Consider the following 23,379-nt stretch of genomic DNA (forward strand, 5'->3'; position numbering starts at 1 on the left):
CCCCTCACATCCGAAACAGGCCGAAGCGCGTGTCTTCGATCGGCGCGTTGAGGCTGGCGGCGAGCGACAGGCCAAGGATCTGCCGGCTCCGGCGCGGATCGACGATGCCGTCGTCCCAAAGCCGCGCCGAGGCGTAGAGCGGATGGCTCTGGCGGGTGAACATGTCCTCCGTCGGCTTGCGGAACGTCTCTTCCTCTTCCGCGCTCCAGTCCTGGCCGCGTTTTTCCATCGCCTGGCGCTTGACGATGGCGAGCGTCTTCGCCGCCTGTTCACCGCCCATCACCGCGATGCGGCTGTTCGGCCAGCTCCACAGGAAGCGGGGCGAAAAAGCCCGGCCGCACATGCCGTAATTGCCGGCGCCGTATGAGCCGCCGATCAGCATGGTGATCTTCGGCACTGCCGTGGTCGAGACCGCCGTCACCAGCTTGGCACCGTTCTTGGCGATGCCGCCGGCCTCGTATTTGCGCCCGACCATGAAGCCGGTGACATTCTGCAGGAAGACGAGCGGGATCTTGCGCTGGGAGCAGAGCTCGACGAAATGCGCCGCCTTCACCGCGCTTTCGGAAAAGATGACGCCGTTGTTGGCGACGATTCCGACCGGGATCCCGTAAAGATGGGCAAAGCCGCAGACGATGGTCGTCCCGTAGCGCGCCTTGAACTCGTCGAAGCGCGAGCCATCGACGAGACGGGCGATCATCTCGCGCACGTCATAGGGGGTCTTCGGGTCGGCGGGCACGATGCCGAGGATTTCTTCCGGGTCATAGGCCGGCTCTTCTGGCGTCTGCCGCGCGATCTTCGCCGGTTCCGCGCGGCCGAGATTGCCCACGATGTCCCGTGCCAGTTCCAGCGCGTGGAGATCGTCATGAGCAAGATGATCCGCGACGCCGGAGAGACGGGTGTGAACGTCGCCGCCGCCGAGATCCTCCGCCGCGACGTCCTCGCCGGTCGCCGCCTTGACGAGCGGCGGGCCAGCCAGAAAGATCGTGCCCTGATCCTTTACGATGATGGTCTCGTCGCTCATCGCCGGCACATAGGCGCCGCCGGCGGTGCAGGACCCCATGACGACGGCGATCTGGGCTATGCCCTTGGCGCTCATCTGCGCCTGATTGAAGAAGATGCGGCCGAAATGATCGCGGTCGGGAAACACCTCGTCCTGGTTCGGCAGGTTGGCGCCGCCGGAATCGACCAGATAGACGCAAGGCAGGTTGTTCGCCTCGGCGATCTCCTGGGCGCGCAGGTGCTTCTTGACGGTCAGCGGGAAATAGGTGCCGCCCTTCACCGTCGCGTCATTGGCGAGAACCATGACCTCGCGGCCTTTCACCCGGCCGATACCGGCGATCGCGCCAGCCGCCGGCACCGCGCCGCCATAAAGTCCATGAGCGGCGAAGAGGCCGATTTCGAGAAAGGGCGAGCCGCGGTCGAGAAGCCCCTCCACCCGGTCGCGCGGCAGAAGCTTGCCCCGCGACAGATGCCGCTCGCGCGCCCGCTCACCGCCCCCCGCCAGCGCCAGATCGGCAGCCTCGCGCGCGACATCGAGCTGCGCCAGCATCGCCTTGCGGTTTTCGGCGAAGGCTTCGGAGCGGGGGGAGATCTGGCTCTGAATGGCTGGCATCAAACAGTCTCCGCGAAGAGCTCCCGGCCGATCAGCATGCGCCGGATCTCGCTCGTCCCGGCGCCGATCTCGTAGAGCTTGGCATCGCGCAGGAGGCGGCCGGTCGGATATTCGTTGATGTAGCCGTTGCCGCCCAGGGCCTGAATCGCCTGCAGCGCCATCTGTGTCGCGGCCTCTGCAGCATAGAGGATGCAGCCGGCGGCGTCCTTGCGGCTGACCTCACCCCGGTCACAGGCGGCAGCGACGGCGTAGACATATGACCGGCAGGCGTTGGTGGTGACATACATGTCGGCGAGTTTGGCCTGCATCAGCTGAAACTCGCCGATCGCCTGGCCGAACTGCTTGCGCTCGTGAACGTAAGGCACCACCACGTCGAGACAGGCGGCCATGATGCCGACCGGCCCCGCCGCCAGGACCACGCGCTCGTAATCGAGCCCGCTCATCAGCACTTTCACGCCCCCGCCCACCTCGCCGAGGACGTTCTCGTAGGGCACCTCGCAATCCTCGAAGACGAGTTCGCAGGTGTTGGAGCCGCGCATGCCGAGCTTGTCGAGTTTCTGGGCGGTCGAGAAACCTGCCATGCCCTTCTCGATCAGAAAGGCGGTGATGCCGCGTGGGCCGGCCTGTGGATCGGTCTTGGCGTAGACGACGAGTGTGTCGGCGTCCGGCCCGTTGGTGATCCACATCTTGGTACCGTTCAGAACGAACCGGTCGTTCTTCGGCTCCGCCCTCAGCTTCATCGAGACGACGTCGGATCCGGCGCCGCTTTCGGACATCGCCAGCGACCCGACATGTTCGCCCGAGATCAGCTTCGGCAGGTATGTGCGCTTCTGCGCGTCGGTGCCGTTGCGGCGGATCTGGTTGACGCAAAGATTGGAATGGGCGCCGTAGGACAGGCCGACCGAGGCGGAGGCCCGGGAAATCTCCTCGACGGCGACGCAATGGGCGACATAGCCAAGGCCCGATCCGCCGAACTCTTCCTCGACCGTGACGCCGAGAAGGCCGAGCTCCCCCATCTCGCGCCAGAGCTCGTTTGGAAATTCGTTGCTAGCATCGATTTCACCGGCTCGCGGAGCGATCTTCTCCTGGGCGAAGCGATGCACCATCTCCCGCAGCGCTGCGACCTCCTCGCCGAGCGCAAAATTCATTGTCTGGTCGAACACCTTCTTGCCTCCCACAAGAACACCGGCCGCTTTTCACGGCTGGCACATTCACCTTTTCTCAGCTTCCTCCAGATCGACGCTGCGCATGACCATTGCAGCGTAAATATCGGCGACCTGATCCCGGGTCAGCCGGCCGCCGTCGCGATACCAGGTGGTCACACCAGTCAGCATGGCGATCAGACCCATCGCCTGGACCGGCACATCTGCAACCGCGAAAACGCCGAGCCTTTGCCCTGCCTCGAGGATTCGACGCAGACGCTCCTCATAGGCGCGCCGGAGCTCCTTCAGGCGGGCAAGCCCGTCCGGTTCCAGGCTCCTCAGTTCCATGTATGCGATGAACACATCATCAGGCTGCGTCAGGTGGTAGAGCACGTGAAATCGCACGAACTGGGCGAGCCGCTCGCGAGGGTCACCCCCCTTCGGCACCGAGGCATCGAGCGCAACGAGAAGCGCACGCATGTGCCCTTCCATCAGATGCACCAGAAGCGCCTGCTTGCTCCCGAAGTGATTGTAGATGCCGCCTTGGCGGATCCCTACCCGCTCGGCGATCTCGCGCATGGAAACGGCCGGATAGCCGCGCTCGGCGAACAGGCTAAGCGCGGCGCGCTCGATCGCCTGTTTCGTGCTGGCCTTCGGATGGCCGGAAATGATCGCCTCGCTCTTCAGCATGGACTCTTCCAGTGCATGAACGATCATTCACTAGCGCAGTCTTTCTCTTCTTGCAAACCCTCAGCAGGAGCGCCCAGGGAGCTTCACCCAGGTGCAGAAGCCTGGGCAGCCGGAGAAGAGGACGCGGACGCTTTCCCTCGCAGTATGGGAATGCGCTTTATCCTCCCGAGCGCTTCATGAACGCCGCCAGATTGCGGTTGTAGGATTTGGCCTCCTCCCAGAACGGGCTGTGTCCGCTTTTCTCGTACAGGTCCATCTCGCTGTCTGGATGGATGGCGCGAACGCTCTCGGACATCGCGACACGCACGAGGCGATCATGAACGCCATGCGACAAGAGGATTGGCCCGCGAAAAGCCTCGAGCGTCGGTCGAAGGTCGGCGAGCGGGAGCTTCAACAGCCCCTCGTTGACCGCCGGGGGCGTCATGCCGTTCACCACCAGCATACGGTCGAACTCGTCCGGCGTCGGATCGACATGGAAGCAGGCCAGAAGGAAGGCCGCCGTCGCCTCGGTGCGTACGGCCAGGTCCGGATCCATGACGCTTTGCGCGAACTGCGCCGCCAACGGAGTCAGGAACTCGGGCGAGAAGGCGACCACCGCATCCACGAGGTTGAGGCCGGCGACCGCCGCGCCGGGATAGGCATGGAGGTAGGCCCCCGCAACGTAGCCACCAAGCGACCAGCCGACCAGGACGGGACGTTTGAGGCCTGCCCCTTCGATGACAGCCTTGACGTCATCGGCCCAGAGCCGGGGATCGGCGTAGCTCTCCGGATCGTCGGGCTTGCCGGAGTCGCCATGCCCGCGCAGGTCGAAGCGCACCATCCGAAAGGCCGAGAGGCGGGGATCATCGAACTGCTTGTCCCAGCTCAGACGGCTTTGGCGCAGTCCGTGGATGAAGAGGATCTCCGGCGCGTCAGGGTCACCCTGTGCTTCCACAGACAGCGCGACGCCATCGCTGGAGCGTACCGTGAAATGCTGACGTTCCACCGTCTGGGCCGCGTCCGCGGCTTTCACGGAGGGTACTTCGGCACGCGCCGTCACTGAATGGGACATCGCGGGCAGCAGGACTGCTCCGAGGAGGAGAAGGGCAGCGAAACGGATACGGCGCAAGGCGGTAGCTCCATGTTGATTAACGATCGCTAATCAACGCCTGCTTGACGCCGAATGTCAATAGGTTGTTTAATGTACGCTATGGAACCGAACGAGCCCCACCCGAATCCAAAGCCCAAGTCGCGCGGCGGTCGCCCGTGGAGTTTCGACCGCGACCGCGCTGTGGAGACGGCCATGACGCTGTTCTGGCGGCACGGCTACGAGGGTGTCTCCATCAGCGACCTGACGGGGGCAATCGGCGTCGCCGCCCCCAGCCTGTACGCCGCGTTCGGCAGCAAGGCGGGCCTCTATCGCGAGGCCCTGGACCGGTACGAGGTCGGCATTGGCCGGCTGAACATCGATGACCTCGGCAATCTGGCCACCACGCAGGATGCGGTCCGGGAGATCCTCATGGCGGCCGCCGCGACGGCCGTTCGCAACGGACGGGAGCCGGGCTGCATGATATCTGTCGGCTCGATTGCCTGCGGTCCCGACCACGAGGTGATCCGGCAGGACCTCGCCCGGCGTCGTGAGCGGCTGCGGTTGCATCTTGCGAGCTTGCTGGTCCGCTTTGCCGGAGAGCGACGAGCCCACCGCCTGGCACGCTCGCTTGTTGCGGTGATGCAGGGTCTGTCGGTGCAGGCCAGGGACGGCGCAACGTCGGATCAACTCGCCGAGATCATCGACGACGTCGTAGAGGGACTGGCCGCTGAGCGGGCACCTGACCCCGCTTTGGCGTGACTCTTCCGGCCTTCATTGCCTGGACGAAGAAGCGTGTCGCTGACGGAGCGTTGCGTCTCGGCAGCGGCTCGCAGGGGTGCCAAGGGCGGTGCCACCGATCGCCGCAAGGCAACTATCGCAGGGGCTTATGCTATCTATCGTGGTCTTTGCTGTCATTCGGCGTGCAATTTTGGAGGCCGTTTGACGGCGCCGCCCAGAAGCGCTGCTGCCGCCGCGAAGTCCTCGAAGCGCCAGTTCATGACGGTAACGTTCCCAGGAGCGACAAGATGGAGGCCGCGAAAGCAGCGGCGCCATCCTTCTTTACCGCGGCGACTCGTTGCGTTCTAAGAGCCGTTCAGCTGGAAAAGGACTCAACATGGCAGCTTCGCCCGGGCGACAGCATTTTGTCGACACCAACAACCAAAAGATCATCGTGGTGGTCCAGATGATCACCCACCTGAAGCAGGCGGGCGCGGAACGGACCGAGGTCTTCTTCGTCGGCGGAAACAGCGTGGTAGTCAAAGGGGCTATCGACGAGGCCTTCGGGCGCCTCTGGCCATAAGTACAGCCCCGCGGGGCGTGGTTCTGCTGCCCCTCGACACTCGGTGCGGTTGCTGCATCCCTTGGGCCACCGGGGGTGGACAGAAGCGCGGCGCCATTTTGCTGCTGCCGTAGAGGGCATGGCCCGGCATCGGGAATGCGGTGGTTCTCGAACCCACGAAGATGATCCGGCCGCCATTCCCGACGTCGCGAGCACCCGGCTGCATGGTGATGATCGCGCCCCTGGAGTTGACCTCGAACGGCCTGTCGAAATCCGCCTCGTCGAAACCAGTGGCGCTACGCCCGACCAGTTCGATGCCGGCGTAGGCGACCACGATGTCGTGCCGGCCGTACCTTTGCCGCGCGGCGTCAGACAGTTGGTCGATCTCCGCGACCTTCGATACCTCAGCGCGAACGGCGATAGTGCTTCCGCCCTCCTCCGTGCCCACCGCCCCGCCGAGCGGTGGGCACGCGTCCGCTTGCAACTAAAGCTTCATGCCGCCGGACACCTCGATACGCTGCGCATTGATCCAGTGATTCCCCTCGGAAAGCAGAGACGCGATCATCCGGCCGACATCATCTGGAAGGCCGGGGCGCCCCAGTGCCGTCATGTCGGATACCATCTTATTGACCGCTGGGTTGTCGCGAACGACGCCGCCGCTGAAATCGGTCTGGATAGCGCCCGGAGCCACTGAATTGACGTTGATGTTACGCTTGCCGACGTCATGCGCCAGATATCGCGTGAAGACTTCCACAGCGCCCTTGAACACCGCGTAGGCGACGCTGTCCGGATTGACGAAACGGGTAACGCCCGACGAAACGTTGACGATGCTCCCACCATCGTTGATGAGCGGCAGCAGCTTCTGCGTGAGGAAGAAAACGCCCTTGAAATTGACGTCGTAGAGCTTGTCCAGCTCCTCGGGCGTCACATCGCCGAACGCCGTGTGGTTGGAAATTCCGGCATTGTTGACGAGGTAGTCGAAGCGTTCCGCCCCCAGCGTGCTCAGTGCTTCCTGCACCTGATCCACGAATGTATCGAAGGACCCAACTTTGCCGGTGTCGAGCTTGAGCGGCACAGCCTTCGCGCCGGCTTCTCCGACAGCGGCGACCACCTTGTCCGCCTCGTCAGCGGCCGAGTTGTAGGTGAAAATGCTGTGAACCCCGCGCCGGGCAAGGTTGAGCACTGTGCTACGGCCAAGGCCACGGCTACCGCCGGTTACGATCGCGATCCGCTTCATCTCTGTCATGATTGATCTCCTTCACGCGGAGATCTAAGCGCCCCAATTGCGATAGATAAGGTGGTAATCACATTACATGCTGTACGGATACTTGAACAATGGTTGCTGACTTATCGGCTGCACGCGCCTTCGTGGCAGTCGCGACGGCGGGCGGATTTCGCGATGCGGCTCATGCGACCGGCATCAGTGCGTCCAGTCTCAGCGGGGCCGTGAAGCGGCTGGAAAGCCAACTGGGGCTCCGTCTTCTCAATCGGACAACCCGAAGCGTCGTCCCCACCGAGGCGGGCGCCCACCTACTCGAGCGGTTACAGATTGCGATGGCCGACGTTGAGGCGGCGCTTGAGCGCGCCAACGACTATCGCGAAACGCCCAACGGCACGATCCGTCTTAACGTGCCTATCAATGCCGCACGCCTCGTGCTGCCGCGAATTCTACCCGGCTTCATGGCCGCCTTCCCGAACGTTCGCGTCGAGGTCACGGTTGAGCACGGCGTCGTGGATATCCTCGCCGCCGGCTGCGACGCCGGCATTCGCTACGACGAGCGGCTGACCAAGAATATGGTTGCGGTGCCGATCGGGCCAAAGAGCCAACGCTTCGCGACCGCTGCCTCGCCTGCCTATCTCGCCCGGCACGGCCGCCCGGCGCATCCTCGTGATCTTCTCCACCACGCTTGCCTACCGGGCAAATCCGGCAGCGGCGCAATCGCACCGTGGGAATTCGAGCGTGACGGTGAAATCGTCCGTATCGAGCCCCCGGGAACCTTGGTGGTTGATGTGAACGCAATGGACCTCGCTGTTTCCGCTGCGATCGACGGATGCGGCATGGTGCAGCTCTTCGAAGAGTGGTTGAGACCGGCGCTTGACAGCGGCGCGCTGCAGCCGGTGCTGGAGCCTTGGTGGCACAGCTTCAGCGGACCATTCCTTTACTATTACGGGCGAGACCATGTGCCTGCGCCGCTAGGCGCGTTCATCGGTTATGTGCAGGAGAACCGCTGGTAAGCCGGTTTCTGAAACCATCATTGGGTCGGACAAGTAACAGTTTGCCACCGGCGGGCAGCGGGAGCGGGGTCCCTCGGACCGCGCAGGCTGTTCCTATCGCGCAAACGGAGTTGATCCCGGCAAAGTCACGTTGTACCGTTCGGTACAATCACGCTTGCAGGTGCAGCCATGTCTCGACCGCCATTGCCCCCTTTCACACCTGAAACAGCGGCACAGAAGGCTCGCATGGCCGAGGATGCCTGGAACAGCCGCGATCCGGAGAAGGTGTCATTGGCCTACACGGTCGATAGCGTGTGGCGGAACAGGGGTGAGTTCCTCACCGGCCGCGATGCGATCGTTGCTTTCTTGACGCGCAAGTGGACAAAGGAACTGGACTACCGGCTCATCAAGGAAGTGTGGGCGCACGACGGCAACAGGATCGCCGTGCGGTTCGCCTATGAATGGCGAGACGACAGCGGCAACTGGTTCCGATCCTACGGAAACGAGAACTGGGAGTTCGACGACGCCGGGCTGATGGCCCGCCGTGTTGCCTCGATCAACGATCGTCCGATTGCGGAGGACGAACGCAAGTTCCATTGGCCGCTTGGGCGTCGTCCAGACGGTCATCCCTCCCTCAGCGATCTTGACCTCTGAAGGCGAAACGGGTCCTGACCGACCGCGCCGACGCCCTGCCAGCACTGGCAGAGGCGTTCCGCGAACACGGCTTCGAGGGAGCGAGCCTGTCGATGCTCTCGCAGGCGACCGGTCTGGGCAAGGGCAGCCTCTACAACTTCTTCCCCGGCGGGAAGGAGGAGATGATGGATGCCGTTCTTGCTGACATAGACCGATGGTTCGTCATGACGATCTTCACGCCATTGGAGCAGGCCCGTGACCCGGCCGCGGCGATCAGGGCCATGACCGCAGAGGTGACGGTCTATTTTCGATCCGGAGGCAGAGTATGCCTGGTAGGCTGGATCGGTCTCGGCTCCTCTGGTGATGCCTTCGCGGCCAGGGTGAAGACCTACTTTGCCCGCTGGATCTCGGCACTGGCCCGGTGCGTCCAGTCCGGCGGGGTTCCCTCTCTGCTGGCCGTGCAGCTCGCAGAGGAAACGGTGTCCGGCATCCAGGGCGCCATCGTTCTGGCGCGGGCACTGGGGGACGAAGCTCTCTTCAAGCGGATCGTCCGTCGTCACGAAGCGGCCCTGCTTGACGCCTTAGCGCGGCACAACTGCTGACCTGCATCGTACAATTCACCGGCACAAGATCCTCCACAACCGCTCAAACCGGCCGCTGCGTTTTCTGCCGCCTCTACCGATGGGAATTTCCAGATCACCAATCGGCGATAGGTTTCCCTGGGGCGGAGAAGTCGGACTTACGCCTGGGGCGCTGCGCTTTGGAAGAAGTCGATCAGCCCGAAAGGAGCTCGGTCGTCCAAGCAGAGCGCCAGAATCTCATGCGAAACCGCGGCGGCAGCCTCCGCACGTGTGAACATGACAGCTTCGAAGGCCGCGAGCGCCGCCTCGACCGAGTCCGGGTGCGCCACCAAGGCGGCCGCGAGCTCGGCACCGTCGAACAGCGCCATGTTCGCGCCCTCGCCGGCCGGTGGTGCGAGATGGGCGGCGTCGCCGATCAGCGTCACGCCGGGCACACGGGCCCACCGATGTCCCGTAGGCAGCGCGTGGAGGGGCCGCAGCACCGGCGGCGTGTCCGCAGCGGTGATGAGGCTTCTGAGTTCCGGGGCCCAACCCTGGAACTCCGCGGCAATCCGCTCCTTGGCGATTGAAGGCTCGGCAAACTCGATCCCCTCGAACCAATCGAGCGGACGGGTCAGCGCGATATAGGCATGAAGGACGGCGTCGGCCTCGCGATGGACGAGGATGCCTCGACCCGGCGTGAGCGCAAACATGGCACCCGGCCCCGCCATTTCGGCCGTTGCGGGATGGCGCAAATCAACGTCGAAGAGCCACGTTTCGACGAATGACGTGCCGAGATAAGTCGGCATCGCATCCGAGAGCAGAGAGCGGACCTTGGACCATGCGCCATCTGCGCCGACGAGCAAATCGCTTGTGACGGTCGGTCCGTCCTCGAATGTCAGAGCGTGCTGCCCGCCACCGAGTGAAGCAACGGCAGTGAGCTTGCGTCCCCATTGGACCATCCCCTCAGGCAAGGATTCGAGGAGTATGCGACGCAACTCGCCGCGAAGCACCTCCGGGCGGCCACCGGAACCGTCATCGCCCTGCTCGAACAACAGCACGCCCTGATCATCGACGAGGCGCGTCGCCTGACCGCCTTCATGGATGATCGACTGAAAAGCTTCGTTCAGACCCGCGGCAGCGAGCGCGGCCTGGCCGTCCTCAACGTGGATGTCGAGTTGGCCGCCCTGCTTTCGAGCGTCGGCAGCGGGATCGGCTTCAAAGACCGTTGCCTGGATACCATGGAGGTAAAGAATGCGCGCCAGAACCAGTCCACCAAGGCCCGCGCCAATGATCGCAACAGAGGTCATGCTTTAACTCCCAGCCGTCTGGAACGACGTTCCACTCACATTGTTATTGGAACGCCGTTCCAGATATGTCAAGGAGGCACATGGCTGATCGTACGCAAAGACCGAAGCATGGCAGCGCTCTGTCCAAGGACAGGATCGTGCAGGCCGCGATTGGCATTCTCGATAGCGAGGGCGCTGCTGGGCTCACCTTCCGTGCACTGGCCGGGCGCTTGAAGACGGGCAGCGGCGCCATCTACTGGCATGTCGCCGACAAGGACGAACTGCTGGCAGCGGCCACCGATTACGTCATCGCCAAGTTCGAGCCGCAGGACGTCGGAAAACTTTCTCCCCAAGAGGCAATCCGCTCCCTCGCCCTGGGGGTATTCGATGCGATCGACAGCCATCCCTGGGTAGGAGCGCAGCTATCGAACGATCCGTTTCAGTATGCGGTTTTGCGAATCCTCGAGGGGCTCGGTGCGCAGGTCGCCGCGTTCGGCGTTCCTGAGCAAGGACGCTTCGACGCCGCGACGGCCTTGCTGAGCTTCATGCTTGGTCTTGCCGCGCAGTATGCAGTGGCCTCCCGTCATTTTCGGGACGGAAGAGATCGAACGAGTGCCCTGAAAATCGTGGCGGCCAAATGGATGGAGCTGGACCCTGAGCGGCACCCATTCATCCATCAAATCGCACCGCTCCTTCCTGTACACGACGACCGCGAGCAGTTCGTCGCAGGTATCGACCTCATCCTCGCCGGGATCGACACAAAGCGCTGACCGGGCCGGAACGAAACCACACCGTTCAGCCCCCACGTCTCAGCCCCAACTCGGGGCCTTCAGCAAGGTGGCGTTCGCCGGGAAGAGGTGCATCATGCCGTGCCAGACGCGAAGGTTGCACGCCCACCCGGCCCGCTCCACGCAGTCATCGTACCGCCTCGCATCCTCCAGCAGCACATCCCGTCCCCGACATAGGTGCGGATCGGCCAGAGGCCAGGAAAAGTCGCCCGACCCGGCACTCACCATCCAGGTCATCGCAGGTGCCCGATGTTTGGTCGCTCTGACCTCGCGGGCCCCGCAAGGTACCCGCTCGGAGATAAAAGGGCCCCGGCAGGAGAGGCAGTGCCTCCGATCTGCCAGGGGTCCAGGAGCGGATAGAATTGGCGGCTACTTGAGAAACGGGTTGATCGCGGCCAGGGTATCGTCGAAGCGGCCCTCGGCCTCGGCGTTGCGCATGAAGTCGACGCCTTCCACCAGGATCTCGCGCGGCGTGGGCGTCTGCTGGAAACGCGCCATGGCCTGATCGGCGAAGGCGTCGAGCGGCATGAAGCGTTCGTTGTCCTGCTGGCCGGGGGTCAGGCTCGTGCGCACCGCGGGCGGCACCAGTTCGATCACCTCGACCTTGCCTTTCAGCACGGCGCGCAGCGATTCGGTGTAGTTGTGAATCGCAGCCTTGATCGCCGAATAGGTCGGCGCGATCACCAACGGCACAAAGGCCAGGCCCGAGCTGACATTGACGATCACCGCATCAGGCTGGCGGACCAGATGCTCGATCAGCGCATTGGTCAACCGAATGGGGCCGAGCAGATTGCTGGTGACCGAGGCTTCGGCGTCGCCCAGATCGCGGAATGTGTCGAGCGCCCCTTCCATGCGCATGATGCCGGCGCTGTTGAACAGCACGTTGACCTTGGGAAAATCGGTGACGAGCTTCTCGGTGAAAGCCGCGATGCTGGTGGGGTCGTTCTGATCGAACGTCAGCGCGTGGATGTTCGGCCGGTTACCGATTGCTTTGTCGAGCGTCTCCATCCGCCGGCCCGCGATGATCACGGTGTTGCCGAGGTCGTGAAAGCGGTGCGCAAGCGCCTCGCCGATCCCCGTGCCGCCGCCGGTGATGAGGATCGTGTTGCCTGTCGTCTTCATGGGATAAGTCCTTGTTGGGCTGGCGGCTGGACGAGCCGGGCTCGTGCCAGCCGCCGCGGTGATGCGTCCGGGGTCAGGCGCGCTCGAGAACGGGGTAGTCGGTGTAGCCTTCGGCTCCGCCGCCGGCGTAGAAAAGGTCCTTGCGCACCTCGTTGAACGGGGCGTCTGTTCGCAAACGATGCACAAGGTCGGGGTTGGCCAGCGCCATGGTGCCCAAGGACTCCATGTCGGCGATTCCTGCCGCGACATCGGTCCCGACCTGCTCGCGGGTACGGCCCGGCCGGTTGACGATCAGCACGCCGCTAAACGCCCTGCGGATGTCGGAGAGGAGCGCCTCATTGCCGATGTGCAGCACGTGCAGGTAGGCAATGCCGATCTTGTCGAACTCCGCCGCCAGATACCGGTACAGATCGTCGTTGGCGTTCCCTTCGACGATGCCGCCGGTCGGAAGGCCGGGGGACAGGCGGATCGCCGTCTTCTCCGGCCCGATGGCAGCGGCGATCGCCTGCACGACCTCGATCGCGAACCGAGCGCGGTTCTCCAGCGCACCGCCATATTCGTCGGTTCGCTCATTGGCATTCGGCGCCAGGAACTGGTGCACCAGATAGCCGTTCGCGCCGTGGACCTCGACGCCGTCGGCACCGGCTTCGATCGCCCGCGTGGCGCCATAGGCATAGTCGGCGACGGTCTGCCGAACCTCTTCGGTGGTCAGCGCGCGGGGCTCCGGAACCGGCAACATGCCGTTGCCGGTGAACATTTCTTCACCCGGGGCGATCGCCGACGGAGCGACCGGCTGGCGATGATGTGCGGTGTTATCCGGATGGGACCTGCGGCCGACATGCATGAGCTGGACGAACAGCCTGCCCCCGGCCGCATGGACGGCGTCGGTTACCTTGCGCCATCCGGCGACATGGTCGTCGGTATAGATTCCCGGCGTGTTCGGATAGCCCTGCCCGTCCGCGGACGGCTGAGTTCCTTCGGTGACCAGCAGGCCGATCGTCGCGCGTTGCGAATAATATTCGGGGGCGAGGTCGCCGGGGGTGCCGTCGGGCCTGGCCCGGCTGCGGGTCATCGGCGCCATGGCAAGGCGATGCGGCAGTTGCAGATTGCCGAGTTTGATGGGGGACCAGAGATCGGTCATGGGAGTTCTCCTGAACTGGGGGATGCAGTGGGCGCGCGGATCAGAGCTTGCCTTCGGCGAGCATCTCGCGGGTGCGCTTCAGCGTGGACAGGAGCGCGGCCTTGTAGCCCTTGTCGCTGTCGAACTGCGTCTGCTCGGCCTGTTCTTCCGGACCGTTCGGAAGCTTGTCGCGCAGTCCGAGGTAGCAGTAGAATTTGAGTTGAAGCGCGCCTGCCTCGTCCTCGAACAGTTCGTTCACGATGGCGCCCTCGCGCGGGCCGGTCGCCTGGAAGAAGGTGACCTTGCGCTGCGGCTCGAACACGATGATCTCGCGCAGGTCGGCGCCGGCGATCGTGGCGTCCCGGACGAAGTGGGTCGCGCTTTCCTCGGTGACGTCGCATTTCGTGCACAGGCCGGAAGGAAGAAACAGCCGGGCGTCGTGGGCCTTGAGTTCGAGGCCTTTCCAGACCTGCTCGCGGGTGAGCGTGGTTTCGCCTTCCGGGTTCACCGGAACGGTTGCGCTCGAATAGATCATGATGGTGGTCCTTGTCGGTGAGGGCTGGCGGCGTCAGCCGGCAATCTGCGCGACGTAATCGCGGTAGGTGCGCAGCGGGCGGCCGAGCAGCGTGGTGAGCCGGTCCACGTCGCCGGCCTCGGGCAGCATCCCGTCGGACACGAAGCGCTCGGCCATCAGGCGCATGTCGTAGGCCATCCACGCCGGCATGAACTGGCGCATGTTTTGCTCGAAGCCGGCGGTGTCGTTGCCCGGATAGGCGATCTCGCGGCCGAGAACGTCGCTCCAGATGGAGGCCGCGCTCGCGCCGGTCAGCGTGTCCGGGCCGACCAGGTTGATGCGGGTGAGCGGGAGCGGCGTGGGAGACTGTTCGCGGCGGATCAGCTCGATCGCGGCGATCTCGCCGATATCGCGAGCATCGATCATCGCGAGACCCTTGTCGCCGATCGGCATCGGATAGACGCCGTAGCCGGTGACCACGTCCTTGATCGTGATTTCGTTGTCCATGTAATAGGCCGGGCGCAGGATGGTGGCGCCCATCCCCATCTGCTCGATCATCCGCTCGACGCCGAACTTGCCGGCGAAGTGCGGCACGTTGACGTAGATGTCGCTGTGGATCACCGACAGGTAGACGATGCGCTCGATCCCGGCCTCGCGGGCGACGTTGAGCGCGATCAGCGCCTGGGTAAATTCATCGGCGACGACGCCGTTCAGCAGGAACAGCGTGGAGACGCCCTTCATGGCGTTGCGCAGCGAGTCGACGTCGAGCAGGTCGCCCTGGACGACTTCGACGCCGTCGGCGAAATGTGCCTTCGACGGGTCGCGGACGAGAGCGCGGACTTCGGCGCCGCGGTTGACGAGCTGTTCGACGACATTGCTTCCGACATTGCCGGTGGCGCCGGTTACGAGAATGGTCATGGGGGTCACTCCTTGAGTTCGGCCGTTTGGCTGTCCTCAAGTTAGCGATCCACATTCGTGTCGATAGTAGCTAAGTCTAGACAGGCCGTCTCACAGGTGGAACGCTCATGGACCTTCCCGCTCTCGCCGATTTTACGCTCGTCGCCCGTCATGGAGGGTTCGGAAAGGCCTCGCGTGCGGCCGGACGCCCAAAGGCGACGCTGTCCCGCCGCGTTGCCGAACTTGAGGCCAGCCTCGACCTGCGGCTCTTCGAACGCGGTGCGCGCGTCCTCAAGCTGACCGAGGAAGGACGCGCCCTGTTCGAGCGAACGAGCCAGTTGCTCACCGACCTTGACGAGACGGCGTCGGCGATAGCCTCGCGTGGGCACAGTCCGCGTGGCAGGCTGCGGATCAGCGCCCCCCTACTCTTCTCCCAAACCGCGATGGGGAAACTGGCGGCTGGCTTTGCGCTCAAGTATCCGGAAGTGCGCCTGGAGGTCACGACCGAGGATCGGTCGGTCGACATGATCGAGGAGGCCTATGATCTGGTGATCCGTGTCAATCCCGCGCCTGACGAGAGCCTCGTGGGGCGGGTCTTCCTGCGCGATCGGCTGGTTGTCGTCGCGAGCCCCGATTTGGCGCCACCAGCGGATGGAGCAGCTGTTCCAGCGATCGTGCGCGGGGCGGCAAAGCCGGCGGAAATGTGGAACGTCACGACACCAGCAGGCCGGGCGAGCATCGCCGTCAATCCGATCCTGAGCCTGTCATCACTCGTCATGGTTCGCGATGCCGTCCGGATAGGCGCGGGCGCCGGCCGGCTGCCGATTTCGCTCGTAAGCCACGATCTCGCCAAGGGCACGTTGGTGCACTGGGGCGACGTGGAAGGTCCGGAGATCGCGCTTTGGACGCTCTATCCGTCGCGACGGCTGCTGAGCGCACGCGTGTCGGCATTCCTCGACCACTTGCGGGAGGCCTTTCCTCAAGGAACTCCCGACGAACTCGCGGCCTATCTCTAGAAAATCGACACTGACACCGCGTTGAACCCCGGTGTGCGTCGAGTGTGATGAGGATGGACTTGGCCATATCAGATCACTCCCCCGTTTGCCCGCAGCACCTGACCATTAACCCAGCCGCCGTCAGACCCGACGAGGAACGAAACGACACGCGCGATGTCTTCCGGTTCGCCGAGACGGCTGAACGGGTTCGCCTTTCGGATCGCGTCGATCTGCTCCTGGCTCTTGCCGTTGGTGAACAACGGCGTATCGACCGGCCCTGGCGAAACCGCGTTCACGGTGATACCGCGAGGTCCCAGTTCCTTTGCGGCAATGCGCGTCATCGCCTCGATGCCCGCCTTGGTCGCGGCATAGAGGGCGTAAGTCGGCTGGTAGAGCCCGACGACGCTCGATGAGAAGCTGACGATCCTGCCGCCCTCCCCGAAGCGCCGGCCGGCTTCGCGCAGGCCGTTGAAGGCGCCCTTCAGGTTGACGGCAATGGTCTTGTCGAACGCGTCATCCTGCGCTTCGGCGATCGGCGTCAGGTGCATGACGCCGGCGTTGTTGACGAGGACGTCGATGCCGCCGAACGCCTGCTCGGCGGCATCGAACAGAGCCCTGACCGCCGCCGGATCTGAGACGTCGGCCTTGACGGCGATCGCCTTGCCGCCAGTCGCCGCGATCTTTGCGACGAGTGCGTCCGCCTGCTCATTGCCGGCTGCGTAGTTTGCCACCACCGCCATGCCGTCTTTCGCCAGACGTTCGGCGACGGCCGCACCGATGCCGTGTGACGCGCCGGTGACGATCGCGACCCGCTGCCGTTCCCCGGTCATGTTTCCACTCCCTGGACGATGATCTTGCCGCGGGCACGGCCCGAGGCCTGATAGGCGAACGTCTCGTCGAACCGGCTGAACGGCACGGTTCGATCGATCAGTACGGTGAGCGCGCCGGCGGCCACCTGCTCGATCAGCTTCGCCAGCCGCCAAGCGTCTGACTGATGGAACACGAAGCTGGCTTCCACGCCGTGCGCCGTGGCCAATGCCTCGTCGGGCGGTGAAGGGGTTGCCACGAGATGGCCTCCGCGTCGCAGAACGCCGAACGAGCGCTGCTGCGTATCGCCGCCGACCGTGTCCAGGACGACGTCGACGTCCACCACGACGTCCTCGAAGGCCTGCGCCTTGTAATCGATCACCTGGTCGGCGCCGAGGCGGCGGGCGATGGCAACGCCCTCGCCGGAAGCCGTGGCGATGACACGCGCGCCCGCGTTGCGGGCGAGCTGGATCGCGAAGCTGCCGACACCGCCGGCACCGGCATGGATCAGCACCGTCTGTCCGGACGTGAGACCTGCAACCTCGAACAGCGCCTGAGAGGCCGTGCCGGCGGTGGTGGGTATTCCGGCCGCCTGCCCGAAGGACACCGATGACGGAAGCCTTGCAAGGTGCGTTGCCGGGACCACGGCGGCTTCGGCGAATGCACCACCTGCGGACGGATCGGTTCGCGCGGCGACGCGGTCGCCGATGCTCCAGCCCGCCACGTCGGGCCCGATCTGCTCGATGCTGCCCGCCAGATCCGTACCGAGTGTGTAGGGGAACTCGACCGGAAAGAAGTCGTGCATGAAGCCTTGCTGGATCTTCACGTCGAGCGGGTTGAGCCCGGCGGCCGCGACGCGGACCAGCACTTCGCCAGTCCCGATTTCGAGACTGGACGTGTCCTCCAGCACGGGCTGAGCCTTATAGGCGGAAATGCGTGCAGCCCTCATGATGCGGTCTCCTTGCTGACCGGCCAGGCTCCGATCTGGTTCAGCCAACCGAACCAGTCTTCCAGATGCCAGGTGTGGGTGAGCCGTCCCCGGTCGATGCGGTGGAACTCGTGCAGGCCGATCGAGAAAACGCGGCCCGTCGGCGCGACACCGAACCACTCGCCCGTATGGGTGCCGGTCATTGCTGCACGGACGCCGACGCGGTCGCCATCCACGATGACGTCATGGACCGTGATGGCGAGGTCAGGGATGGCCTGCTTGAAGGCGCGGATCATTGGCTTGATTCCGTCGGCACCCGGACCCTGCCCCGGGGCCAGCGGGATATCCTGCCAGTCAGGCGTCACGACCTGATCGAGCAGGTCAGGCTCTCCTGCGAAGGCACGGTAGAAGGTGTCCAGCGTCGAACGGACCCTGGCCGACGTTTCGGTGCTGGATATTCTTAGGTCGCTCATGCGAGCCCTCCTGGTTGAGTGCGCAGGAGGTAGGGCCAAACGGAACGCTATTGAAATCGATAGATGATATGTGTGAGCATCCATGTGATGGATTTGCACGGTATCGATCTCAACCTGCTGGTCGCCTTCGACGCGCTGATGGCGGAGCGGAGCGTGACGCGAGCGGGCGCACGTATCGGTCGCACCCAGCCCGCCATGAGTGCGGCATTGTCGCGGCTGCGAGCATTGCTGAATGACGAGTTGTTTGTCCGCGGGCCCTCGGGCCTTCAGCCGACGCCGCGTGCCGTGGACCTGGCGGAGCCGCTCGGTCGCGCATTGGCCGAGATCGAGCGTACGCTCTCCTTCACCCAAAGCTTCGAGCCGGCCTCCTCATCGGCGATCTTCACGCTCGGCCTATCCGAACACCCGGCGCATGTCCTGCTTCCGAAGCTGGTCGAGCGGCTGAGCGATGTCGCGCCGGCGGTGATCCTTCGCATCCGCAGCTTCACCGCACGGGACGATGCGGTGACGATGCTCGACGCCGGTGAAGTCGATCTTGCGGTCGGCGTGCCGCCGACGAACCCGGCGGCCCGTATTCTCACCCGCCCTCTGTTCGATGAGCGGTTCGTTTGCGTCCTCCGCCGCAGCCATCCTGCGACGCGCCAGCAACTCGACCTACCGGCGTTCCTCGCGCTCTCCCACCTGCTCGTCTCGCCGGAGAACGAGCGGTTCGGCCTCGTCGACGCCGCTTTGGCCAGGCAAGAGCTGAAGCGTCGGATCGCGCTCACCCTGCCGCAGATGTACGCCGCGCCGGCAGTGATCGCCGGGTCGGACATGATCGCAACGCTGATGGCAGGTGTCGTCGCTGCGTCTGGGTACAAGGATGCCCTGTGCGTCCTCACACCTCCGCTCGATCTCGATCCCGTCCCGTTCGTGCTGACGTGGCACCGACGCAACGACACTCATCCGGCGCAACGCTGGCTGCGGGAAGCAGTCGTGAAATCGATCGGATGATCCTGCTGGGAGGTCAAAGGAAGAAAGGACGTCTTTCATCTTCGGGTGTGGATGCGCCCAACCGTTAGATTGCTGCGCAAGCGCAATCCGAGCTCACCACATTGTACCGAAGCTTCCCAACCGTGCCGACCTGGTCGAGCGGCGCATCGCCCGAGCGCTTTCGGCCATCCGGTGCTCTTGCAGCCAGCGTTCGGCAAACTCGCCGGAGCTCTTTTCCTGGTTGATACGGCGCTTCCCGCGCTGCTTGTCGTCTTCTTTCGAACGGCGCCACTTCGATGGCAGCAGGCACTTTCCGACATTGAAGGCGAGAAAGCACGGGCAGCATTGCTCCCATCCTTGACATAGGAAACGAACGTTCCCTATGTAGGGCCATGAGCAAGCTTTCCTCACCTCGTCGGCCAGTGATGGGACGACCTCGCGCTTTCGAAATGGACGCGGTTCTGGCCAGTGCCGTGCCCGTCTTCCGCGAGCATGGATACGACGGCGCATCCATCGACCTGCTCAAGGAGGCGACCGGTCTCACGGCGGGAAGCCTCTACAAGGCGTTCAAGGACAAGAAGGGCGTCTTCGCGGCTGCCTTCACATACTATGTGGAGGACCGGCAGCGGCAGCTTGCCGAGCGGCTGCGCGGATTACGCACCGGGCGTGAGCGCATTGCAGAAACCCTGCGGTTCTATCTGGATTCCGCTTCCGGTTCGGAAGGGCGTCAAGGCTGTCTCGTTCTGGCCGGGCTGATCGAGGCCACGACCTTGGACGGCGCGCTGCATGATGCGCTCTGGAAAGCCTTGGCGAACAACCGGTCGGCGCTGATCGCCATGCTTCGCGAGGGGCAAGAAGACGGGTCGATCCGCAGCGATCTGGTGGTCGAGCCCTGCGCCGACATTCTCCTCGGCCTCCTGCAAGGGCTCAGGGCCGTCGGAAAGCTGCATGATCCGGCCGACCATGATGCCCTGGTCGCCACGGCTCTCAAGACACTCGATTGAAACTTCCAGGAAACGTCATGACCTTGCATACTCGTGCGCAGCCGCCTTTCGATGCGGCCTCCTTCAACCATGGATTCGAGACGATCGACGGGGTGCGTCTGCACTATGTCACGGCGGGTCAGGAGGACGCGGAGCCTCTGGTGCTGCTGGCTGGCTATCCCCAAAGCTGGTTCGCGTGGCGCAAGGTGATGCCCCTCCTGGCCGAACGCTTCCGGCTCGTCGCCCTGGATCTTCCCGGACAGGGCGACTCCGACAAGCCGTCGGATGGCTACGACACGGGAACGGTTGCACGGCGCATCCATGATTTGCTCGGGCGCCTCGGCATGTCCCGCTACGGCCTTGCCGCCCACGATATCGGCGCCTGGGTCGGCTTGCCCTATGCGTTGATGTTCCCGGACGAGGTCAGCCGGCTTGCCCTTCTCGATGCCGGCATCCCCGGAGTCACGCTGCCCGACATGCTGCCGGCGTCTCCCGACAAGGCATGGAAGACGTGGCATTTCGCGTTTCATGCCGTCCCCGATCTTCCCGAGGCGCTGATAGCCGGGCGCGAGCGCGTCTATCTGGACTGGTTCCTGCGCCGCAAAGCGGCCAACCCATCGAGCTTCGGTGAGGCCGACCTCGATGAATACGTCCGTATCTTCAGCCAACCGGGGGCGCTGCGAGCGGGACTTGCCTTCTATCGTTCGGTTGCTCTGTCGGCCGAGCAAAATCGCGCGCTGGTTCGTGATTCCAAACTCGCCATGCCGGTCCTGGCGGTCAGCGCAGACCAAGGCTCGATCCCCGACATGGCCATTCCATTGCGGCCTTTTGCGGCTGACATTCGCGGCGAAACCATCGCCCGGAGCGGCCACTTCATTCCCGAGGAGCAACCTGAAGCTCTCGCCCGATTGTTCGACGACTTCTTCGGACGGGAGTGATGGAAAGGGCCGCTTTGTCATCCGGCATGGCAGAACGCCACGACACCCCGAGCCGCGAGCGAGCGGGTGCCGTGCCGACCCTGCTGTTGGCACTCGCATGCGCTATCATCGCTGCCAACATCTACTATCTGCAGCCCCTCGTGGCGGCTGTTGCCCAGTCTGTCGGGCTTCCCGACAGTGCCGCCGGACTGGTCGCCAGCATGACCCAGATCGGCTACGGTATCGGCCTCGTTCTGATCGTGCCCCTTGCAGACCTGGTGGAGAACCGGCGGCTCGTCGCAATGGTCCTCGGCCTGTCGGTCGTTGCTCTGGCTTCGGCTGCCTTAGCGCCTCAAGCATCCATTCTTCTGCCCGCCACTTTCGCCATCGGGCTCGGTTCTGTCGGGGTGCAGCTCGTCGTCGTCTACGCGGCCCATCTTGCATCCGAACTGGAACGGGGGCGGGTCATCGGAGCCGTGACCTCCGGATTGATGTTCGGCATCATGGTGTCGCGTCCCGTCGCGAGCGCGCTGGCGGAGCTCACCTCGTGGCGCGTCGTGCTGGGTGTCGGGGCCTTCCTGACCGCAGCCATCGCGCTTGGTCTGCAACGGGCTCTCCCGAAGCGGCAACCACGCTCTTCCGAAACATATCGTGGCCTCCTGGCAAGTCTGCCCAAGCTCTATCGGGCAAGCCCGATCGTACAATGGCGGACCGTTATCCATTGCAACCTGTTCTTCGGATTCGGGCTATTCTGGACTGCCGTTCCTCTCGTCCTGCTGGACCGCTTCCAGTTCTCGCAGAGCGGCATTGCCGTGTACGCCCTGACCGGGATCGCCAGCGTGCTCGCCGCTCCGGTAGCCGGGCGTCTGGCCGACCGTGGCCATGCCTCGATCGGTACCGCCGTCTCGATCGCGCTCGTCGGGACAGGATTTGCCGCGGCGATCCTGGGAATGCCCGAGCAAGGCGGCGTGTGGCTGCTTGCCGTCGCCTCCCTGCTCATCGGGGCGGGTGTTACCGCTCACGCAGTGTTCGGGCAGCGCGACGTGTTCAGCATGCCCGCATCGAACCGAGCCCGGCTCAATGGAGTGTTCATGGCAGCCTACTTCGCTGCAGGCGCCATCGGCTCGGCCATTGCCGGCTTGGCATATGCGAATTGGGGCTGGCGCATGACCTGCTTGCTCGGCGTGGTCACGGCTGGCGTCGCGATGGTCCAGTTCATCAGTTCGGATCATGGCACGACCTATCAATGACGTGCCGGATGCCCGCCCTTGATGCCGGAAGGCGGATCAGAAAGCTTCATAGCCTGGCTCAGGAATAGATTATTCGCCGCACGAGCCCGGGAAAAAGCGGCCGCTGGACTGTGGTTGAGCCAGTCATAGGGCGACGCGTTGGGTCAGCCGTTCCCAGTTTCCGCAAGCAAAAGCCGCTGTGCCTGCATCATTCAGCCCGCATTCCGCCAGAAACCGCCGCGCGTCGCGGCCGGGTCGGTACTGGTAGGGGTAATCGGTGGAAAAGAGCAGGCGATCCGCTCCGACGATCGCGAGCGCACGCGCCAGATACTCGGCGCTGAACATACCGCTGGCAGTGACGTACAGATTGCGGCGCAGGTAGCTGTCGATAGGATGCTTCAGACCTGACACTCGATCCATGGCCGCCAGGCGCTCGGCATAGAACAGCACGACTTCGCCCCAGTGGCCGAGGATCACCTGCAGGCCAGGCAGGCGGTCGAAGATGCCGGCCAGCACAAGGCGGATGAACTGGATGCCTGCGTCGTAGTGCCAGCCAAGGCCGTACATCGCGAAGGCCGCATCCACCTCCGGCGTGAAGCCCGAGTAGTAGGCCGATCGTACCGCTGAAGCGGGCGTGCGGGGGTGTAGCAGGATCGGCACACCGAGCCTCGCAGCGCTCTCGAAGATCGGCGAAAACTTCGGATGGTCGAGATTGCGGTCACCAATCCGCCCGCACAGCATCGTCCCCTGGAAACCCAACTGCAATACGCAGCGCTCCAGTTCCAGCACCGCGCTGTCTGGCGATCCAACCGGCAGCGTCGCCAGTGCCTGGAAGCGATCGGGATGCCGGGCGCAGGTTTCCGCCACGGCGTCATTGGCGCGGCGCGCCAGATCGACGCCCTGCGGCCCCAGGTCATGCAACGCGGGGGTGGTGAGCGAGAGAACCTGAACATCGAGGCCCGTCTCGTCCATCAATGTGAGCCGCTGGTCGGCGAGATCGAGCAGACGACGCTCGACCTCGCCTGAATGGATCGCGACGCTCGGGTCGATGGCGGCGAGCGACGCGGCCGCCCAGGCAGCGCGCACATCCGCCGTCAGGTAATGCTCCTCGATGCCGATCAGCTTCATGCGTGGACCTTTCTTGTC

Annotated in this window: 26 protein-coding genes; 11 read left to right on the plus strand and 15 right to left on the minus strand. The window is 64.2% G+C overall.

Annotation, left to right across the window (positions count from 1 at the left end):
- Positions 1-4: 4 nt before the first annotated feature.
- From LXB15_RS15410 to LXB15_RS15425, 4 genes are all read right to left on the minus strand, one after another.
- Complete coding sequence (locus LXB15_RS15410) at positions 5-1,612, minus strand: carboxyl transferase domain-containing protein (protein WP_233949280.1); 1,608 nt, start codon at positions 1,610-1,612, stop codon at positions 5-7.
- Positions 1,612-2,760 (minus strand): isovaleryl-CoA dehydrogenase, encoded by a 1,149-nt coding sequence (locus tag LXB15_RS15415; RefSeq protein ID WP_370640233.1) that lies wholly within the window; start codon positions 2,758-2,760, stop codon positions 1,612-1,614. Before LXB15_RS15415 ends, LXB15_RS15410 begins: the two co-directional genes overlap by 1 nt.
- 63 nt (positions 2,761-2,823) lie before the next feature.
- Positions 2,824-3,444: a TetR/AcrR family transcriptional regulator gene (locus tag LXB15_RS15420; protein WP_233949282.1), complete on the minus strand. Its 621-nt coding sequence runs from the start codon at positions 3,442-3,444 to the stop codon at positions 2,824-2,826.
- Between the two features lie 157 nt (positions 3,445-3,601).
- Complete coding sequence (locus LXB15_RS15425; RefSeq protein ID WP_233949283.1) at positions 3,602-4,456, minus strand: alpha/beta fold hydrolase; 855 nt, start codon at positions 4,454-4,456, stop codon at positions 3,602-3,604.
- Positions 4,457-4,726: 270 nt separating this feature from the next.
- On the opposite strand from LXB15_RS15425, the gene LXB15_RS15430 reads away from it, so the two are divergent.
- Together LXB15_RS15430 and LXB15_RS15435 are read left to right on the plus strand one after the other, a co-directional pair.
- Entirely contained in the window at positions 4,727-5,272 is a 546-nt protein-coding gene (locus tag LXB15_RS15430) for a TetR/AcrR family transcriptional regulator (RefSeq protein WP_233949284.1), read from the plus strand.
- Positions 5,273-5,627: 355 nt separating this feature from the next.
- Positions 5,628-5,813 carry a hypothetical protein gene (locus tag LXB15_RS15435; protein ID WP_233949285.1) on the plus strand — a complete coding sequence of 62 codons (186 nt, stop codon included), beginning with the start codon at positions 5,628-5,630 and terminating at the stop codon, positions 5,811-5,813.
- Here the strand turns inward: LXB15_RS15435 and LXB15_RS21160 are convergent.
- Complete coding sequence (locus LXB15_RS21160; RefSeq protein ID WP_370640234.1) at positions 5,779-6,240, minus strand: SDR family NAD(P)-dependent oxidoreductase; 462 nt, start codon at positions 6,238-6,240, stop codon at positions 5,779-5,781. The genes LXB15_RS15435 and LXB15_RS21160 overlap by 35 nt on opposite strands.
- A gap of 36 nt (positions 6,241-6,276) precedes the next feature.
- A complete protein-coding gene (locus tag LXB15_RS15440; protein ID WP_233949286.1) occupies positions 6,277-7,038 on the minus strand; it encodes an SDR family NAD(P)-dependent oxidoreductase in 762 nt (253 codons plus the stop codon).
- 89 nt (positions 7,039-7,127) lie between these two features.
- On the opposite strand from LXB15_RS15440, the gene LXB15_RS15445 reads away from it, so the two are divergent.
- The 3 genes from LXB15_RS15445 to LXB15_RS15455 all read left to right on the plus strand — a co-directional run bounded on the left by LXB15_RS15445 (position 7,128) and on the right by LXB15_RS15455 (position 9,241).
- Complete coding sequence (locus LXB15_RS15445) at positions 7,128-8,027, plus strand: LysR family transcriptional regulator (RefSeq protein ID WP_233949287.1); 900 nt, start codon at positions 7,128-7,130, stop codon at positions 8,025-8,027.
- Positions 8,028-8,195: 168 nt separating this feature from the next.
- On the plus strand, positions 8,196-8,660 hold the full coding sequence (locus LXB15_RS15450; RefSeq protein WP_233949288.1) for a nuclear transport factor 2 family protein: 465 nt from the start codon (positions 8,196-8,198) through the stop codon (positions 8,658-8,660).
- A complete protein-coding gene (locus LXB15_RS15455) occupies positions 8,657-9,241 on the plus strand; it encodes a TetR/AcrR family transcriptional regulator (protein ID WP_255696859.1) in 585 nt (194 codons plus the stop codon). Before LXB15_RS15450 ends, LXB15_RS15455 begins: the two co-directional genes overlap by 4 nt.
- Before the next feature lie 137 nt (positions 9,242-9,378).
- Here the strand turns inward: LXB15_RS15455 and LXB15_RS15460 are convergent, their stop codons facing one another.
- Entirely contained in the window at positions 9,379-10,509 is a 1,131-nt protein-coding gene (locus tag LXB15_RS15460; RefSeq protein ID WP_233949290.1) for an NAD(P)/FAD-dependent oxidoreductase, read from the minus strand.
- Positions 10,510-10,589: 80 nt separating this feature from the next.
- On the opposite strand from LXB15_RS15460, the gene LXB15_RS15465 reads away from it, so the two are divergent.
- Positions 10,590-11,258, plus strand: a complete 669-nt coding sequence (locus LXB15_RS15465) for a TetR/AcrR family transcriptional regulator (RefSeq protein WP_233949291.1) — start codon at positions 10,590-10,592, stop codon at positions 11,256-11,258.
- A 387-nt stretch (positions 11,259-11,645) separates the two neighbouring features.
- Here the strand turns inward: LXB15_RS15465 and LXB15_RS15470 are convergent, their stop codons facing one another.
- The 4 genes from LXB15_RS15470 to LXB15_RS15485 all read right to left on the minus strand — a co-directional run bounded on the left by LXB15_RS15470 (position 11,646) and on the right by LXB15_RS15485 (position 14,950).
- The gene (locus LXB15_RS15470) at positions 11,646-12,398 is read right to left on the minus strand and encodes an SDR family oxidoreductase (protein WP_233949292.1); all 753 of its coding nucleotides are present in this window, start codon (positions 12,396-12,398) and stop codon (positions 11,646-11,648) included.
- A 73-nt stretch (positions 12,399-12,471) separates the two neighbouring features.
- Entirely contained in the window at positions 12,472-13,539 is a 1,068-nt protein-coding gene (locus LXB15_RS15475) for an alkene reductase (protein ID WP_233949293.1), read from the minus strand.
- Between the two features lie 40 nt (positions 13,540-13,579).
- Entirely contained in the window at positions 13,580-14,053 is a 474-nt protein-coding gene (locus tag LXB15_RS15480) for an SRPBCC family protein (protein ID WP_233949294.1), read from the minus strand.
- 33 nt (positions 14,054-14,086) lie between these two features.
- Entirely contained in the window at positions 14,087-14,950 is an 864-nt protein-coding gene (locus LXB15_RS15485) for an SDR family oxidoreductase (protein WP_233949295.1), read from the minus strand.
- Positions 14,951-15,057: 107 nt separating this feature from the next.
- Here LXB15_RS15485 and LXB15_RS15490 point away from each other — a divergent pair, with 107 nt between their 5' ends.
- Entirely contained in the window at positions 15,058-15,945 is an 888-nt protein-coding gene (locus LXB15_RS15490) for a LysR family transcriptional regulator (RefSeq protein ID WP_233949296.1), read from the plus strand.
- Between the two features lie 68 nt (positions 15,946-16,013).
- Here LXB15_RS15490 and LXB15_RS15495 read toward each other — a convergent pair whose 3' ends face one another.
- Genes LXB15_RS15495 through LXB15_RS15505 form a run of 3 tightly spaced genes read right to left on the minus strand, consistent with a single transcriptional unit; the run spans position 16,014 to position 18,132 of the window.
- Positions 16,014-16,754 carry an SDR family oxidoreductase gene (locus LXB15_RS15495; RefSeq protein WP_233949297.1) on the minus strand — a complete coding sequence of 247 codons (741 nt, stop codon included), beginning with the start codon at positions 16,752-16,754 and terminating at the stop codon, positions 16,014-16,016.
- Positions 16,751-17,680, minus strand: a complete 930-nt coding sequence (locus tag LXB15_RS15500; protein WP_233949298.1) for an NADP-dependent oxidoreductase — start codon at positions 17,678-17,680, stop codon at positions 16,751-16,753. Before LXB15_RS15500 ends, LXB15_RS15495 begins: the two co-directional genes overlap by 4 nt.
- Positions 17,677-18,132 (minus strand): ester cyclase, encoded by a 456-nt coding sequence (locus tag LXB15_RS15505; RefSeq protein ID WP_233949299.1) that lies wholly within the window; start codon positions 18,130-18,132, stop codon positions 17,677-17,679. Before LXB15_RS15505 ends, LXB15_RS15500 begins: the two co-directional genes overlap by 4 nt.
- Before the next feature lie 84 nt (positions 18,133-18,216).
- Between LXB15_RS15505 and LXB15_RS15510 the strand changes: the two genes are divergently transcribed.
- The 4 genes from LXB15_RS15510 to LXB15_RS15530 all read left to right on the plus strand — a co-directional run bounded on the left by LXB15_RS15510 (position 18,217) and on the right by LXB15_RS15530 (position 22,254).
- Positions 18,217-19,125 carry a LysR family transcriptional regulator gene (locus LXB15_RS15510; protein ID WP_233953202.1) on the plus strand — a complete coding sequence of 303 codons (909 nt, stop codon included), beginning with the start codon at positions 18,217-18,219 and terminating at the stop codon, positions 19,123-19,125.
- Between the two features lie 428 nt (positions 19,126-19,553).
- The gene (locus tag LXB15_RS15520) at positions 19,554-20,108 is read left to right on the plus strand and encodes a TetR/AcrR family transcriptional regulator (RefSeq protein ID WP_233949300.1); all 555 of its coding nucleotides are present in this window, start codon (positions 19,554-19,556) and stop codon (positions 20,106-20,108) included.
- A gap of 17 nt (positions 20,109-20,125) precedes the next feature.
- A complete protein-coding gene (locus LXB15_RS15525; RefSeq protein WP_233949301.1) occupies positions 20,126-21,025 on the plus strand; it encodes an alpha/beta fold hydrolase in 900 nt (299 codons plus the stop codon).
- Complete coding sequence (locus LXB15_RS15530) at positions 21,025-22,254, plus strand: MFS transporter (protein ID WP_233949302.1); 1,230 nt, start codon at positions 21,025-21,027, stop codon at positions 22,252-22,254. The genes LXB15_RS15525 and LXB15_RS15530 overlap by 1 nt, the downstream gene beginning before the upstream one ends.
- A gap of 123 nt (positions 22,255-22,377) precedes the next feature.
- Here LXB15_RS15530 and LXB15_RS15535 read toward each other — a convergent pair whose 3' ends face one another.
- Complete coding sequence (locus LXB15_RS15535; RefSeq protein ID WP_233949303.1) at positions 22,378-23,361, minus strand: amidohydrolase family protein; 984 nt, start codon at positions 23,359-23,361, stop codon at positions 22,378-22,380.
- Positions 23,362-23,379: the final 18 nt, after the last annotated feature.

It is taken from the genome of Aurantimonas sp. HBX-1 (assembly GCF_021391535.1).
Lineage (GTDB): Bacteria > Pseudomonadota > Alphaproteobacteria > Rhizobiales > Rhizobiaceae > Aurantimonas.

Excerpts from the sequence above, each read along its gene's own strand:
- LXB15_RS15415 (WP_370640233.1), bottom strand. The coding sequence starts at position 2,760 with ATGAATTTTGCGCTCGGCGAGGAGGTCGCAGCGCTGCGGGAGATGGTG.
- LXB15_RS15485 (WP_233949295.1), bottom strand. The coding sequence starts at position 14,950 with ATGACCATTCTCGTAACCGGCGCCACCGGCAATGTCGGAAGCAATGTC.
- LXB15_RS15460 (WP_233949290.1), bottom strand. The coding sequence starts at position 10,509 with ATGACCTCTGTTGCGATCATTGGCGCGGGCCTTGGTGGACTGGTTCTG.
- LXB15_RS15495 (WP_233949297.1), bottom strand. The coding sequence starts at position 16,754 with ATGACCGGGGAACGGCAGCGGGTCGCGATCGTCACCGGCGCGTCACAC.
- LXB15_RS15490 (WP_233949296.1), top strand. The coding sequence starts at position 15,058 with ATGGACCTTCCCGCTCTCGCCGATTTTACGCTCGTCGCCCGTCATGGA.
- LXB15_RS15520 (WP_233949300.1), top strand. The coding sequence starts at position 19,554 with ATGGACGCGGTTCTGGCCAGTGCCGTGCCCGTCTTCCGCGAGCATGGA.
- LXB15_RS15535 (WP_233949303.1), bottom strand. The coding sequence starts at position 23,361 with ATGAAGCTGATCGGCATCGAGGAGCATTACCTGACGGCGGATGTGCGC.
- LXB15_RS15420 (WP_233949282.1), bottom strand. The coding sequence starts at position 3,444 with ATGCTGAAGAGCGAGGCGATCATTTCCGGCCATCCGAAGGCCAGCACG.
- LXB15_RS15530 (WP_233949302.1), top strand. The coding sequence starts at position 21,025 with ATGGAAAGGGCCGCTTTGTCATCCGGCATGGCAGAACGCCACGACACC.
- LXB15_RS15505 (WP_233949299.1), bottom strand. The coding sequence starts at position 18,132 with ATGAGCGACCTAAGAATATCCAGCACCGAAACGTCGGCCAGGGTCCGT.
- LXB15_RS15435 (WP_233949285.1), top strand. The coding sequence starts at position 5,628 with ATGGCAGCTTCGCCCGGGCGACAGCATTTTGTCGACACCAACAACCAA.
- LXB15_RS15450 (WP_233949288.1), top strand. The coding sequence starts at position 8,196 with ATGTCTCGACCGCCATTGCCCCCTTTCACACCTGAAACAGCGGCACAG.
- LXB15_RS15480 (WP_233949294.1), bottom strand. The coding sequence starts at position 14,053 with ATGATCTATTCGAGCGCAACCGTTCCGGTGAACCCGGAAGGCGAAACC.
- LXB15_RS15525 (WP_233949301.1), top strand. The coding sequence starts at position 20,126 with ATGACCTTGCATACTCGTGCGCAGCCGCCTTTCGATGCGGCCTCCTTC.
- LXB15_RS15475 (WP_233949293.1), bottom strand. The coding sequence starts at position 13,539 with ATGACCGATCTCTGGTCCCCCATCAAACTCGGCAATCTGCAACTGCCG.
- LXB15_RS15440 (WP_233949286.1), bottom strand. The coding sequence starts at position 7,038 with ATGACAGAGATGAAGCGGATCGCGATCGTAACCGGCGGTAGCCGTGGC.
- LXB15_RS15410 (WP_233949280.1), bottom strand. The coding sequence starts at position 1,612 with ATGCCAGCCATTCAGAGCCAGATCTCCCCCCGCTCCGAAGCCTTCGCC.
- LXB15_RS15465 (WP_233949291.1), top strand. The coding sequence starts at position 10,590 with ATGGCTGATCGTACGCAAAGACCGAAGCATGGCAGCGCTCTGTCCAAG.
- LXB15_RS15470 (WP_233949292.1), bottom strand. The coding sequence starts at position 12,398 with ATGAAGACGACAGGCAACACGATCCTCATCACCGGCGGCGGCACGGGG.
- LXB15_RS15445 (WP_233949287.1), top strand. The coding sequence starts at position 7,128 with ATGGTTGCTGACTTATCGGCTGCACGCGCCTTCGTGGCAGTCGCGACG.
- LXB15_RS15500 (WP_233949298.1), bottom strand. The coding sequence starts at position 17,680 with ATGAGGGCTGCACGCATTTCCGCCTATAAGGCTCAGCCCGTGCTGGAG.
- LXB15_RS15430 (WP_233949284.1), top strand. The coding sequence starts at position 4,727 with ATGACGCTGTTCTGGCGGCACGGCTACGAGGGTGTCTCCATCAGCGAC.